The sequence below is a fragment of the Klenkia sesuvii genome, from assembly GCF_037083825.1.
GTDB lineage: Bacteria > Actinomycetota > Actinomycetes > Mycobacteriales > Geodermatophilaceae > Klenkia > Klenkia sesuvii.
Genome location: NZ_JBAPLU010000009.1, coordinates 97,391 through 110,997, shown reverse-complemented (window position 1 = coordinate 110,997; position 13,607 = coordinate 97,391). Strand labels below are relative to the sequence as shown.

The following is a 13,607-nucleotide window of genomic DNA, read 5'->3' as shown; positions in this document are numbered from 1 at the left end:
TCCTGCCCCGGGCCACACTGGGGGCCGTGACCACCGTCCCCGTACTCGGCATCGCCGAGGTCGTCGAGCGCACCGGCCTCAGCGCCCACACCCTGCGGTACTACGAGCGCGACGGGCTGCTGCTGGGCGACGTCGACCGCGACGCCGGCGGGCGACGTCGCTACACCGAGCGGGACCTGGACTGGATCGTGGTGGTGAGCCGGCTGCGGGCCACCGGCATGCCCATCCGCGACGTCAAGCGCTACGCCGCGCTGGTGCGGTCCGGCGCCGGCACCGAGCCCGAGCGGCTGCAGCTGCTGCGCACCCACCGGGCCCGGGTGCAGCGCGAACTCGACGAGACCGCGGCGCACCTGGCCGCCATCGACCACAAGATCGGGATTTACGAGCGCTCGGCTTGACTTCGAGCGCGCTCGAAGGGGTTCGCTGCTCCCCATGACGTCACCGCGACCCGCACCGCTGACCACCCGCACCCTGGGCTCCGGCTCCGCCGCCCTGACCGTCTCGACCCTGGGCCTGGGCTGCATGGGCATGAGCGAGTTCTACGGCGCCCCCGACGAGCAGTCGGGTCTGGACACCCTCGCCCGCGCGCTCGACCTCGGCGTCACCTTCCTCGACACCGCCGACATGTACGGCCCCTTCACGAACGAGGAGCTGGTCGGACGGGCGATCGCCGGTCGGCGCGACGAGGTGCAGCTGGCCACCAAGTTCGGCAACAAGCGCGGCGAGGACGGCTCGCGGCTGGGCATCGACGGCTCCCCGGAGTACGTGCGGGCCGCGTGCGACGCCTCCCTGCAGCGGCTGGGCGTCGACACCATCGACCTCTACTACCAGCACCGGGTCGACCCCACCGTGCCGATCGAGGACACCGTCGGCGCCATGGCCGAGCTGGTCACCGCCGGCAAGGTGCGCTTCCTCGGGCTCAGCGAGGCCTCGGCCGAGACCATCCGCCGGGCGCACGCCGTGCACCCGGTCACCGCGGTGCAGACCGAGTACTCGTTGTTCACCCGCGACCTGGAGGACACCGTGCTGCCGACGCTGCGGGAGCTCGGCGTCGGCCTGGTGCCCTACTCGCCGCTGGGTCGCGGCCTGCTCACCGGTGCGGTCACGCAGACCCCCGCGGACGGCGACAGCCGGGCCAGCGGCTACTTCCCCCGGTTCCAGGGCGAGGCGCTGGCAGCCAACCTGGTGCTGGTGGACCGGGTGCGCGAGCAGGCCGCCGCGCACGGGTGCACCCCGGGCCAGCTGGCCCTGGCGTGGGTGCTGGCCCAGGGCGAGGACGTCGTCCCGATCCCGGGGACGAAGCGGGTGCGCTACCTGGAGGAGAACGTCGGCGCCGCCGCGGTGACGCTCACGACCGCCGACGTCGAGGCGCTCTCGGCGGCGGTGCCCCGCGACGCCGTGCGCGGCGACCGGTACGGCGACATGAGCTCGATCGACCGGTGAGGGAGGGGCAGGTGGGAGCCGGTGTGTGGAATTCCCCCGCCGGGGTAACGGGCGCCGCCCCCCTCCGAGCCCGGACGGATTAGAATGTCGGAGGCCGATGCGTCGCCGCGCCCGGCCTCCGACCCCCGTCCCTCACCGTGGGCGGCCTGAGCTGCCCCTTCGTGGGTGGCCTCTCCGCCAGGGCCCCGCGCCCTCGCGACGCCGCACGACATCCTCAGGAGAGGCGAGATGAGCACGACAGTCGCCGACAGCACCGCCAAGACCCCGCGCAAGAAGGCCGCCGCCGGCGCCCGCAAGGCCCGCTCGGCCGACGCGGAGACCGTGCAGATCGCGCCCGCGCCCGACGCCGACGCCGAGGTGGACCTCGACGACGACGCCGACATCGCCGACGAGCCGGCGGTCCCCGCTGCCGCCGCCGGCTCCTTCGAGTGGGACGAGGAGGAGTCGCTCGCCCTGCAGAAGGCCCGCAAGGACGCCGAGCTGGCCACCTCGACCGATGCGGTGCGCGCCTACCTCAAGCTGATCGGCCGGGTCGCGCTGCTGACCGCCGAGCAGGAGGTCGACCTGGCCCGCCGGGTCGAGGCCGGGCTGTACGCCGCGCACAAGCTGGCCGACACCGACGCCAAGTTCACGCCCACCATGCGCCGCGACCTCAACTGGGTGGTCCGCGACGGCGAGCGGGCCAAGACGCACCTGCTGGAGGCCAACCTCCGCCTCGTCGTGTCGCTGGCCAAGCGCTACACCGGCCGCGGCATGGCCTTCCTGGACCTGATCCAGGAGGGCAACCTGGGCCTGATCCGCGCGGTGGAGAAGTTCGACTACACCAAGGGCTTCAAGTTCTCGACCTACGCCACGTGGTGGATCCGGCAGGCGATCACCCGGGCGATGGCCGACCAGGCGCGCACCATCCGCATCCCGGTGCACATGGTCGAGGTCATCAACAAGCTGGGTCGCATCCAGCGCGAGCTGCTCCAGGAGCTGGGCCGGGAGGCCACCCCGGAGGAGCTGGCCAAGGAGATGGACATCACCCCGGACAAGGTGCTGGAGATCCAGCAGTACGCCCGGGAGCCCATCAGCCTCGACCAGACCATCGGCGACGAGGGCGACAGCCAGCTCGGTGACTTCATCGAGGACTCCGAGGCCGTCGTCGCCGTCGAGGCCGTGTCCTACGGCTTCATGCAGGAGCAGCTCACCTCGGTGCTGCAGACCCTCAGCGAGCGCGAGGCCGGCGTGGTGCGGCTGCGGTTCGGCCTCTCCGACGGCACCCCGCGGACCCTGGACGAGATCGGCCAGGTCTACGGCGTGACCCGCGAGCGGATCCGCCAGATCGAGTCCAAGACGATGAGCAAGCTCCGGCACCCGTCGCGCTCCCAGGTGCTGCGCGACTACCTCGACTAGTCGCACTCGCGCGCCCAGCGTCGATCAGGGGGGTGCACGAAGGTCTGTCCTCCTCCACCACATCTGGCGGAGGAGGAAGGACTTCCGTGCACCCCCTGATCAATGTCCCGGGACGGCGGGGCGGGCGCTCAGCAGGATGACTGCGGCCAGCGCTGCGGCGGCGGCGCAGACGCTCCACACGGCGAGGTAGCCCGACAGCGGGGCCGAGCCGGCCGCGGGGTCGTCGATGCCGCCGGTGGAGGCCAACGACACAGCGAACACGGCCGAGGCGATCGCGCCGCCGACGGTCTTCGTGCTGTTGGTCATCCCGGCCGCGAACCCGGTGCGGTCGGCGGGGGCGGCGGCGACCGCCGCGGCCGGCAGCGCGGCCACCAGCAGACCCGACCCGACGCCGGCCACCGCCATGTTGGTCAACGCCTGGGCCGCGGTGTCGTGGAACGGCAACCACAGCGCGTACCCCACCGCCACGGTGGCCGCGCCGGCCGCCATCGCGCGGCGCCCGCCCAGCCACCGCGAGAGCACCGGCAGCAGCAGGGCGCCGGTCAGCAGCGTGAGCACGTAGAGGCCGATCAGCACCGACACGAACGACGCGCTCGCCCCCAGGCCGTAGCCGGTGACCGCCGGGTCGGCCCGGGCGAAGGTCGACAGCGGGATCTGCGCCCCCAGCACCGACATGCCGGACAGGAAGGCGGTGGCCTGCACCGGCCACTGCCCCGGCGCGGTCAGCACGGGGACGTCGAGCAACGGCTCGGGCTGCCGGGCCTCCACCCGTACCAGCAGCCACCCGGCGGCCAGGCCGGCCAGCACCAGCAGCCAGGGCAGGGCCGAGCCCGGGCCCAGCACCCGCACCGCTACCAGCCCGCCCATCACCAGCAGCAGGGCGGTGGTCAGCAGGCCGAGCCCGGGCAGGTCCAACCGCCCCGGCACCCGCACGGCGTCGGGCTCGACGCCCCACCACACCACCGCCAGGCAGACGGTGACCACGAGCGCCGGCAGGGCGAGCAGCACGGGCACCGGCAGCACGGTGACCAGCGCACCGCTGGACAGCGCCCCGGCCAGCACCCCGAGCTGCAGGAAGGCGACCAGCACACCCGCCGCGCGGCGGGTGCGGTGGTCGTCGGCAGCCGCGCGCCGGTGCACGATCGCGACCTCCAGCGGCAGCCAGACGACGTAGGCGCCCTGCAGGGCCGACCCGGCGACGAACACGGCGAACCCCGCCGGGCCGGTGGCCGGTGCCACGGCCATCACCCAGGTGCCCAGCGCGGTGACGGCGGTGGAGGCCAGCAGCACCCGCCGGTGCCCGTGCAGGTCGGCCAACCGGGCCAGCACCGGCACCAGCAGGGCGGAGGCGACCAGCTGCGCGGCCTCGAACCAGTTCACGTCGCCGTCGCCGATGCCCAGCGCCCGGGCGACGTCGGAGAACACCGGTGTGTAGAAGCCCTGCAGCACCCCGCTGGCGACCTCGACCACCGACAGGGCACCGACGACGGCGAACAGCGTCTGCGCCCGGGCCTGCGCGGTGGCCCGGGTCATGCCGGCAGCTCCTGGACCAGGCGGCGGTACCAGTCGACCCCGGCCAGCAGGTCGGCCACCCCGATGTGCTCGTCGGCCGCGTGGATCGTCGCCCGCTGGGCCTTGGTCATGCGGAACGGGGTGAACCGGTAGACCCGGTCGCACAGGCCGGTGAAGAAGCGGGCGTCGGTGGCGGCCATCATCACGTAGGGCGTGGGCACGGCGTCGGGGAACAGCTCACCGGTGATGCGCTCCAGCAGCGCGAAGGCGGCGTCGTCCCAGGGCGAGACCGGGCTGGGCTCGTTGCGCTCGACGACCTCGAGCCGGATGCCGGGGCCGACGGTGCGGCGCACGTGCGCCAGCACCTCCTCGACGGTGTCGCCGACCATCACCCGCAGGTTGACCCCGGCACGCGCGGTGGAGGCGACCACGTTGAGCGCGGGTGACCCCGACAGCGTGGTGACCGCCACCGTCGTCCGCACCATCGCGGCCGCCTCGGCCCCGGCGGCCCGCAGCACCCGGGTGAGCACCGGCGCCAGCCGGTCGGCCCGGGCGAGCACCGGCCGCAGCGGTGCCGGCAGGTGCGGGCCGAGCCGGCGCAGCAGCTCCAGCGTGGGTGCCGGGGCGCGCAGGGGCAGCGGCGCGGCCTCCAGTGCGGTGATGGCGCGGGCCAGCCGCGCGGTGGGGCCGCCGGGGGCCGGGGTGGAGGCGTGGCCGCCGGCGCCCTCGGCGACGAGCTCGACCGACGTCACGCCCTTCTCGGTGACCCCGACGACCGCGAGCGGTGCGGCCACCAGGGGGAAGGCCTCGGCGGCCACCGCGCCGCCCTCGTCGAGCACGAACCACGGCCGCACCCCGCGGCGGCGCAGCTCGGCGACCGCGTCGGCCGCGGTGGTGCCGGACACCTCCTCGGTGGACCCGAAGGACAACCACACGTCGCGGGCGGGCACGAACCCCTCGGTCAGCAGCGACTCCACCGCCGCGCAGATGCCGACGACGGCGCCCTTGTCGTCGAGGGTGCCGCGGCCCCAGACCGCCCCCTCGTGGACCTCGGCCCCGAAGGGAGGGTGCGTCCACCGGCCCTCGGCGGGGACCACGTCGAGGTGGGCCATGAGGACGACGGGGCCCTCGGCGGACCGGCCCGGCCAGCGCACCAGCAGCGCGTGCGGTTCGACCTCGACCCGCTCCAGCCCGTGCAGGAGCGGGAAGTGCTCGGCCAGCGACGCGCGCAGCGCCACGAACGGGGCGGGGTCGGTGCGGGCCGGGTCGCGGTCGGCGACGGTGGGGTGCCGCACCAGCTCCTGCAGCGCCCGGACGGCGGGGTGGGTCTCGCTCACGCCGCGGATGCTGTCACGTGCGTACGACATCACGTGACGAATCCGCCGCTGATCCTTGGCCGCGGCTGTGCGGGTGGCTACCGTGGGCTGGTCGTCCCGCAGGGGCGACGCCGTCGAGTCGCCCGCTGGCCCCGCCAGCGCACGGGCGAGCCGGGGACCCACCGCAGTCCTGGGGTGCATCCCGCTGCCGGTCACACCTGACCGTCAGGGGTAGGGCGACTTCCCGCCCGAACCCGTCAGCTAACCCGGTAGGCGGCCACTGGGAGCAATTGGAGAGCCGCCGCATGGCGACCCCCCGAGCACGCCGCCACGGCGTGCCCACCCGCCGGCGCCGTCCGGCGATGTACCTCGGCCTGACCGCCTCCGGCGCCGTCCTGGCCCACGTCCTCATCGGCGCCGCGCCGGCGTCGACCCCGGTGGCCGCGACCGAGCCGGCCAGCGTCGCCGCGTCGCTCGGGCTGACCGCCGACGTCGCCCCCGCCCCGGACCTCGGTCAGCTGGCCGACCTCGCCGCCAGCCGCAGCACCCGCGAGGACCAGCAGGCCGCCGCGTCCGCCGCGCAGGCCGCCGCCGACCAGGCCGTGCTCGACCAGCAGGCCGCCGAGGCCGCCGCGGCCGAGGCCGCCGCGCAGGCAGCTGCCGAGGCGGCAGCCGCCGCCGCCGCGAAGGAGGCGGCCGAGGCCGCAGCCGTCGCCGCGGCGCCGGCCAACGCGGTGTCCGGGATCGCGAAGATCACCAACAGCGCGGGCCCGGTGAAGGCGGTCGTGCAGGCCGCCGCCGACGCCGTCGTCACGAACGTGCCGGGCGCGGACTCGATCACCCTCGGCGGCACCCGGGCCAGCGCCGCCGACCCGCACGGCCACCCGTCGGGCTACGCGCTGGACTACATGGTCATGCGCGACGCGGCGCTCGGCGACGCCATCGTGCAGTACCACATCGACCACTGGTCGGAGCTGCGCGTGGAGTACATCATCTGGGAGCAGCGCATGCTGTCCTCGCCGGGTGGTTCCTGGGTGATGATGGAGGACCGCGGCGGCACGACCGCGAACCACTTCGACCACCCGCACGTGAACTACCGCTGAGGACGCAGCCGTAGTTCACGTCCCGCAATAGGTGACGTAGGCCGTGTTCGGGCCGGGGGTGCGGTAGCGCTCCTGGCCCGGCCGCTCCTCGTAGGGGTGGCGCAGCACGTCGACCAGCTCGTCGAGGGGGCCGAGGTCGCCGGTCGTCGCGGCGTCCAGCGCCTCCTGCACGAGGTGGTTGCGCGGCACGTGGACGGGGTTGACCCGGTCCATGGCGTCGGCGTCCGGTCCGGCGGCGCGCCACCGCTCGAGCCACGCGTCGAACGCCGCCAGGTTGAGCACCAGCTCCCGCGCGGGCTCGACGTCCCCGCGTGCGGCCCCGCCCAGCGCCCGGAAGAACCCGGTGTGGTCGGGGTGGTTGGCGTCCAGCAGGGCCTGCAGGTCGGTGACCAGCGCGGTGGCGAGGTCGGCGTCGGCGGCGGCGGGCAACCCCAGCTTGGCCCGCATGCCCGCCGCCCAGGCCGCCTCGTAGCGCGGCAGGAAGGTCTCCAGGACAGCGACCGCGCGGGGGATCGCTGCCTCGGCGTCCGGGTCGATGAGCGGCAGCAGCGCCTCGGCCAGCCGGGCCAGGTTCCACTGCGCGGCCAGCGGCTGGTTGCCGTAGCGGTACCGGCCGCCGGAGTCGATGGAGCTGAACACCGTGTCGGCGTCGTGCGCGTCGAGGAAGGCGCACGGGCCGTAGTCGATGGTCTCGCCGGAGATGGTCATGTTGTCGGTGTTCATCACGCCGTGCACGAACCCGACCAGCATCCACTGCGCGACCAGCTCGGCCTGCACCCCGACCACGTGCTCGTAGAGGGCCAGCGCGGGCACCTCGGCGTCGGCAGCCTCCGGCACGTGCCGGGCGATCGCGTGGTCGAGCAGCCGCTGCAGCAGGTCCAGGTCGTCGGTGGCCCGGGCGAGCTGGAACGACCCGACCCGCAGGTGGCTGGCCGCCGTCCGGGCGAGCAGCGCACCCGGCTGCGGGGTCTCCCGCTGCACCGTGCGACCCGTGCCGACGACGGCCAGCGACCGGGTGGTGGGGATGCCGAGCGCGTGCATCGCGGTGCTGATCACGTACTCGCGCAGCATGGGGCCGACGACGGCCAGCCCGTCGCCGCCGCGCGACCACGGGGTGCGTCCCGAGCCCTTCAGGTGCAGGTCGGTGTCCCCGAGCTCGCCGAGCAGCAGTGCCCGGCCGTCGCCGAGGCGGGGGGAGTAGCTGCCGAACTGGTGGCCGGCGTACCCCTGGGCGACCGGGCGGGCGCCGTCGGACACCTCGTTCCCCGTGAGGAACGCGAGGCCGGACGGCGTCCGCAGCCAGGCCGGGTCGAGCCCGAGGGACTCGGCCAGTGCGTCGTCGAGGGCGAGCAGCCGCCGGTCGGGTGCCGGGTCGGCCTGCCACGGCACCGACAGCTCGGGCAGGTCGTCGGCGAAGCGGTGCCCGAGGCGGATGCCGGTCTGGGTGCTGCTCACCCCCACGACGGTACGTCCGCTCAGACGCCGGCGGGCTTGAGCAGGACCTTCTGCCAACCGTGCTCCTTGGCGCGGAAGTTCGTGTAGGCCTCCGGGGCCTGGGCCAGCGGCAGCCGGTGGGAGGCGAACGTGTCGACGCCGAGCGGGTCGTCGTCGGTGAGGAGCGGCATGATCTCCGGCACCCACTTCTTGACGTTGCACTGGCCCATGGTCAGCTGCAGCTGCTTGTCGAACAGGGTGAGCATCGGGATGGGGTCGGCGGCGCCGCCGTAGACCCCGGACAGCGAGATGGTGCCGCCGCGCCGGCAGATGTCGATGGCGGAGTACAGGGCGGCGAGCCGGTCGACACCGGCGGTCTTCTGCAGCGGGGCGGCGAGGACGTCGGGCAGCAGTCCGGCGGCCTTCTGCACGAAGGTGGTGGCGGGGGAGCCGTGCGCCTCCAGGCCGACCGCGTCCACGACGGAGTCCGGCCCGCGACCGTCGGTCATGTCGCGGATGGCGTCACCCAGGTCGTCCTCGTGCTCGCGCAGGTCGACCACCTCCACACCGCGCAGCCGGGCCCGCTCGAGCCGGTCGGGGACCAGGTCCACGCCGATGACGCGGTAGCCCTTGTGCAGGCCGATGCGGGCGGCGAAGTCGCCGACCGGGCCGAGGCCGAGGACGACGAGCGTGCCGCCCTCTGGGACGTGCGCGTAGGCCACGGCCTGCCAGGCGGTGGGCAGGATGTCCGACAGGTAGGCGAACCGGTCGTCGGCCGGGCCCTCCGGCAGCTTGACGTGGGTGAACTGCGCCTGCGGCACCCGCAGGAACTCGGCCTGCCCGCCGGGGACGGAGCCGTACATCTTCGAGTAGCCGAACAGCGCCGCACCCGACCCCTGGTCGCGCACCTGGGTGGTCTCGCACTGGGTGTACAGGCCGCGGTCGCACATCCAGCAGTGCCCGCAGGAGATCTGGAAGGGGATGGAGACCCGGTCGCCGACCCGCAGGTCACCGGTCTCGCCGCCGACCTCGACCACCTCGCCCATGGTCTCGTGGCCCATCACGTCGCCGACGCTCATGAACGGGGCGAGGGGCTCGACGAGGTGGAGGTCGGAGCCGCAGATGTTGGTGGTGGTGACGCGGATGATGGCGTCGGTCGGCTGCTGGATCGTCGGGTCGGGGACGTCGTCCACGCGGACGTCGCCCTTGCCGTGCCAGGTCACTGCCTTCATGGGGGTCCCCCTCGGTCGCGCGGTCGCTGCGCCCGTGGTCTCCAGGCCCGCGGCTCCTCCCCACCGCGGAGGGGGGCCGAAACAGCGGCGTGCGCATGCAGGCACATCGCACGCGGTGCGCAGCTGGCGCTGGGGCAGCCGGGGGATCGTGGGGTCGCCGAGAGCGGGGGTCCGATGATGGCGTTGCTGGCCACCGTGCTCCTGCTGTTCCCGGCATGGGTCGTGGGTGGCGGAGCAATGGGTCGTGGCCGGTGGCGGACCTGTCCTGGTGCAGCGTGGTCGTCGGTGGGCGCGTCGAGGACGGCCCTCAGCGGTCGAGCGGGCGAACTGACCTCGGGCTAAGCCCGGTCGAAGAGGGTGACCCCCGACGGGGACGCCGTGAACGGGTTGGCCCACTCGGACTCGGCGCCGGTGATGGGTGCGGCGTCGGTCACGACGGTGGTGGGGGAGCCGGGGTAGATCGCCAGCACGCGGGTCGGCGAGGTGAGCTCGACGGTGTGCTCGAGCAGCTCGCCGCGGCGCATCTGCCGGGTGGTGCGGGTGCCGGTGAGCTCCTCGCCGACCGCGGCCACCCACCGGGCGCCGTCGACGTCGAACGTGATCGCGGCAATGCGCTCGCCGGCGGGCGCGGGCTCGCAGCCGGCGAACTCGGCGAGGGCCTCGTAGAGCCGCTCGGCCTGGTCGGGGTCAGCGGCGCGGGGCAGGAAGAAGGCTGGCACACCCGCAGTGTGCTGGGCAGGTCCGACGATCCGGCCCGCGGTACCGCACTGGCGGGCGGGTGCGCGCCCATGCGGGTCAGGGAGCCGGTCGGGGCGCGTCGGGCCGCACGGGCGAGGCGGGTGCGCCCCCGTGCGGGTCGGAGACCGGGGTCAGCCGCGTGGGGGCGCCCTGGCGGGCGGGTGCGCGCCCGCTCAGCGGGCGAGGTCGGCCAGCAGGTCGAGCTGGGTCCGCCACACCGGCCCGGACGGGTCGATGAGCACGAAGTGGTCGCCGTCGACCTCGGTGAGCGTCGCGTCGGCCCCGGCCGCGGTCGCCGCGGACACGTAGGACTGCGACTGCGACAGTGGCACGTTGGTGTCCGACCGCCCGTGCACGCAGCGCACCGGGACGGCGAGCGGCACCTGCTGCACCGGGTCCACGGTCGCGTCCACCGGCCCGCCGACGAAGGCCTCGACGGCCCCGCCGCCCAACCCCTCGTCGGCCGCTGCCCGCAGGTCGAGGACCCCCGCCTGGGACACGGCCCCGGTCAGCGGGACCGTGGCCCCGGTGCGCCCGGCCGCCCACACCGCCAGGTGCCCGCCTGCCGAGTGCCCGAGCGCGAGCACGTGGGTCAGGTCGAGGTCGGTGGTGGCGAGCGCGTCGATCCCGGCCGCGACGTCGTCCAGCGTCGCGGGCACCCCACCGCCGTTGCCCACCCGCCGGTACTCCAGGTTCCACGCCGCCCAGCCCTCGGCCGCCAGCGACCGGGCCAGGGGCTCGCCGAGCGAGGCGTCGTACTGCGCCCGCCAGAAACCGCCGTGGATGACCACGACCACCCCGCGCGGGGTGCCGGAGGGCCGGTACAGGTCGGCCCACTGGCTCGGGTCGGACCCGTAGGCGCTGCGCGTGGTGCCCTGATCGGGGCCGGGTCGGGAGCAGGCGGCGGTCACCGCGCCGAGTGTGCCCCAGGCGGCCAGGCCCAGCAGCTGACGTCGTCGCATGCCCGGGGTTCGCACGTCGACACCCTGCTGGACGTCGGCGGGCGGGTCGGTCTCCCGCGCCGGTGTCGGTCCGCGTAGCCTGTGCGTCGGGAGCAAGGCCCGCCACCAGTCGTCGGCGTGCGGCTGCTCCCGCACCGGACCGGGCCGTTGCTGGCCAGCGGTCCACGCACCGTCCGGCGCACCCGGGACGTCGTCCCGGCGCTCGTGCGCCGCGCACCGCCGCGCCGGGAGCGCGCGCAAGCAGGAGGAGACGCAGTTGGTTCGAGCAGGCCAGCGTCGGGACGGCGCTCGCCGCACCGCCGGGCGGGGCGGGCACCGCCCCCGCAGCACCGACCTCGTGGGCGCCCTCGCGCGCACCGTCCGCGAGGTGGAGGCAGCGGCCAAGCGCGGCCGCGTCACCCCCTCGGTGCGGGCCCGGTTCCAGGCCGTCGCCCTGCTGCTGCGCGAGGAGCGCGCGCGGGTGCGCACCGCCGAGGGGAGCGAGGCCCACCGCGCCGAGCAGCTGAAGCGGCTGGAGGGCATCGCCACGATCCTGGCCACCACCGCCGTCCGCGACGCCGGCCTGCTGGCCCTGCTCGGGGACGACGCCGTCGTCTCCGCCGCGGCCCGCCAGGTGGCCAAGGAGATCCGGCAGGACCTGGGGCTGGAGCCCGAGGAGGACGACGAGCCCGAGCCCACCCCGGTCGCCCCGGTCGAGGTCGGACGGCGGGTCGTCCCGCAGTCGGTGGTCTCCCGCCAGCTGGCCAACCCCTTCCTGGCCCCGGACTACGAGGCCGGCGCGGCGCAGCGGGGCCCGCGGGTGGGGCGGCTGGCCGGCTGGGAGCTCATGGGCCCGCTGCTGACCTCCTTCGAGCGAGCGAGCGGCGGCGCGCCGGCGTGCATGCCGCTGCCGTTCCCGACCAGCCGCTTCACCCCGCCCGGGCTCGAGCTGATGTCGCACCAGGGCCAGCTGGTCGCCGCGGCCGCCGAGGGGCACCGCAGCTTCCTGCTCGCCGACGAGCCGGGTCTGGGCAAGACCGCCCAGGCGCTGCTGGCCGCCGAGGCGGCGATGGCCTACCCGCTGCTGGTCGTCGTCCCCAACGTCGTGAAGACCAACTGGGCGCGCGAGGCCGCGGTCTGGACGCCGCACCGGCCGGCGACCGTCGTCCAGGGCGACGGCGAGACCGTCGACGGGTTCGCCGACATCGTGGTCGTCAACTACGAGGTGCTCGACCGGCACCGCGGGTGGCTGGGCGAGTTCGGGTTCCGGGGGATGGTCGTCGACGAGGCGCACTTCATCAAGAACGTCACCTCCCAGCGCTCGCAGCACGTGCTCGCGCTGAGCGAGGGCATGCGGCTGCGCACCGCCAAGCCGCTGCTCATGGCCCTGACCGGCACCCCGCTCATCAACGACGTCGACGACTTCCGGGCCATCTGGCGGTTCCTGGGCTGGGTCGACGACAGCAAGCCCCTGGCCGAGCTGACCGAGCGGCTGGAGTCCCTGGGGCTGGTGCCGGCCGACCGCGAGTTCTACGACGCCGCCCGGCGCGCGGTCATCGACATGGGGATCGTGCGCCGCCGCAAGGTCGACGTCGCCGCCGACATCCCGGCCCGCCGCATCGCCGACCTGCCGGTCGAGCTGGACGGCGCCGTGGGTCGTTCCATCCGGGCCGCCGAGCGCGAGCTGGCCCAGCGGATGGTGCACCAGTACCGCTCGGCGATGGCCTACCGGGACGTCGTCGACGACGAGCTGGACATGGACCTGGTGCGCCGGGTGGCCAAGAGCGAGCTCAAGGACGCGATGACCCGCCAGACCGGCGAGAACGTGTTCTCGATGATGCGGCGCATCGGCCTGGCCAAGGCCGAGCTGGCCGCCGACTACGCCGCCCAGTTGGCCCGCAGCGCCGGCAAGGTCGTGTTCTTCGCCAAGCACATCGCGGTCATGGACACCGCCGAGGCCTCGTTCGAGAAGGCCGGGGTGCGGTTCTCCTCGATCCGCGGCGACCAGACGCCGTCGGCCCGGCAGAAGCAGGTCGACGCGTTCGTCACCGACCCCGACGTCAAGGTCGCGGTCTGCTCGCTCACCGCGGCCGGCGTCGGGCTGAACCTGCAGGTGGCGTCGAACGTCGTCCTGGCCGAGCTGTCGTGGACCGACGCCGAGCAGACCCAGGCCATCGACCGCAGCCACCGCATCGGGCAGACCGAGCCGGTCACCGCGTGGCGGATCATCGCCGCGCAGACCATCGACTCCCGCATCGCCGAGCTGATCGGCAGCAAGGCCGGCCTGGCCGCCCGGGCGCTCGACGGCTCCGACGAGGAGGTCGCCGGGACCGGTGACGTCCAGCTCGAGGCCCTGGTCGCCCTGCTGGTCGACGAGCTGGGGGCGCCGGCGCCGGGCTGACCCTGTGCGCTCCCTGTGGCGGTGGTCACGGTGGGCGGGCACGATCAGGACCCGCGTCGAGCCGGCGCCCGCGGTGGCGCCCTGACCCA

Annotated in this window: 11 protein-coding genes and 1 riboswitch; of the genes, 5 read left to right on the top strand and 6 right to left on the bottom strand. The window is 74.7% G+C overall.

Translation table 11 applies throughout. From position 1 onward, the window contains the following. Window positions 1-26: 26 nt before the first annotated feature. The 3 genes from TEK04_RS10930 to TEK04_RS10920 all read left to right on the top strand — a co-directional run bounded on the left by TEK04_RS10930 (window position 27) and on the right by TEK04_RS10920 (window position 2,841). Window positions 27-398 (top strand): MerR family transcriptional regulator, encoded by a 372-nt coding sequence (locus tag TEK04_RS10930; protein ID WP_336404373.1) that lies wholly within the window; start codon window positions 27-29, stop codon window positions 396-398. A 34-nt stretch (window positions 399-432) separates the two neighbouring features. Further along, entirely contained in the window at window positions 433-1,443 is a 1,011-nt protein-coding gene (locus tag TEK04_RS10925) for an aldo/keto reductase (RefSeq protein WP_336404372.1), read from the top strand. 228 nt (window positions 1,444-1,671) lie between these two features. Then, complete coding sequence (locus tag TEK04_RS10920; RefSeq protein WP_336404371.1) at window positions 1,672-2,841, top strand: RNA polymerase sigma factor; 1,170 nt, start codon at window positions 1,672-1,674, stop codon at window positions 2,839-2,841. 99 nt (window positions 2,842-2,940) lie between these two features. On the opposite strand, the gene TEK04_RS10915 is transcribed toward TEK04_RS10920, so the two are convergent. Next, a complete protein-coding gene (locus TEK04_RS10915) occupies window positions 2,941-4,374 on the bottom strand; it encodes an MFS transporter (RefSeq protein WP_336404370.1) in 1,434 nt (477 codons plus the stop codon). After that, complete coding sequence (locus tag TEK04_RS10910; protein ID WP_336404369.1) at window positions 4,371-5,690, bottom strand: M20/M25/M40 family metallo-hydrolase; 1,320 nt, start codon at window positions 5,688-5,690, stop codon at window positions 4,371-4,373. The genes TEK04_RS10915 and TEK04_RS10910 overlap by 4 nt, the downstream gene beginning before the upstream one ends. Before the next feature lie 122 nt (window positions 5,691-5,812). Then, a riboswitch (cyclic di-AMP (ydaO/yuaA leader) is annotated at window positions 5,813-5,961 on the top strand. Window positions 5,962-5,974: 13 nt separating this feature from the next. On the opposite strand from TEK04_RS10910, the gene TEK04_RS10905 reads away from it, so the two are divergent. After that, entirely contained in the window at window positions 5,975-6,772 is a 798-nt protein-coding gene (locus TEK04_RS10905; RefSeq protein ID WP_336404368.1) for a VldE C-terminal domain-containing protein, read from the top strand. A gap of 15 nt (window positions 6,773-6,787) precedes the next feature. Here TEK04_RS10905 and TEK04_RS10900 read toward each other — a convergent pair whose 3' ends face one another. From TEK04_RS10900 to TEK04_RS10885, 4 genes are all read right to left on the bottom strand, one after another. Continuing rightward, entirely contained in the window at window positions 6,788-8,227 is a 1,440-nt protein-coding gene (locus tag TEK04_RS10900) for a protein adenylyltransferase SelO (RefSeq protein WP_336404367.1), read from the bottom strand. A gap of 20 nt (window positions 8,228-8,247) precedes the next feature. Next, complete coding sequence (locus TEK04_RS10895; protein ID WP_336404366.1) at window positions 8,248-9,438, bottom strand: zinc-dependent alcohol dehydrogenase; 1,191 nt, start codon at window positions 9,436-9,438, stop codon at window positions 8,248-8,250. A gap of 338 nt (window positions 9,439-9,776) precedes the next feature. Further along, the gene (locus tag TEK04_RS10890; protein WP_336404365.1) at window positions 9,777-10,157 is read right to left on the bottom strand and encodes a hypothetical protein; all 381 of its coding nucleotides are present in this window, start codon (window positions 10,155-10,157) and stop codon (window positions 9,777-9,779) included. A 192-nt stretch (window positions 10,158-10,349) separates the two neighbouring features. After that, entirely contained in the window at window positions 10,350-11,153 is an 804-nt protein-coding gene (locus TEK04_RS10885) for an alpha/beta hydrolase family protein (protein WP_336404364.1), read from the bottom strand. Between the two features lie 322 nt (window positions 11,154-11,475). Between TEK04_RS10885 and TEK04_RS10880 the strand changes: the two genes are divergently transcribed. Next, window positions 11,476-13,518, top strand: coding sequence for a DEAD/DEAH box helicase (locus tag TEK04_RS10880; RefSeq protein WP_336404363.1), 2,043 nt, complete (start codon window positions 11,476-11,478; stop codon window positions 13,516-13,518). Window positions 13,519-13,607 lie beyond the last annotated feature (89 nt).

Bases quoted from the DNA above. Each gene is read 5' to 3' on its own strand.
- TEK04_RS10925 (WP_336404372.1), top strand. From the start codon at position 433: ATGACGTCACCGCGACCCGCACCGCTGACCACCCGCACCCTGGGCTCC.
- TEK04_RS10920 (WP_336404371.1), top strand. From the start codon at position 1,672: ATGAGCACGACAGTCGCCGACAGCACCGCCAAGACCCCGCGCAAGAAG.
- TEK04_RS10915 (WP_336404370.1), bottom strand. From the start codon at position 4,374: ATGACCCGGGCCACCGCGCAGGCCCGGGCGCAGACGCTGTTCGCCGTC.
- TEK04_RS10905 (WP_336404368.1), top strand. From the start codon at position 5,975: ATGGCGACCCCCCGAGCACGCCGCCACGGCGTGCCCACCCGCCGGCGC.
- TEK04_RS10895 (WP_336404366.1), bottom strand. From the start codon at position 9,438: ATGAAGGCAGTGACCTGGCACGGCAAGGGCGACGTCCGCGTGGACGAC.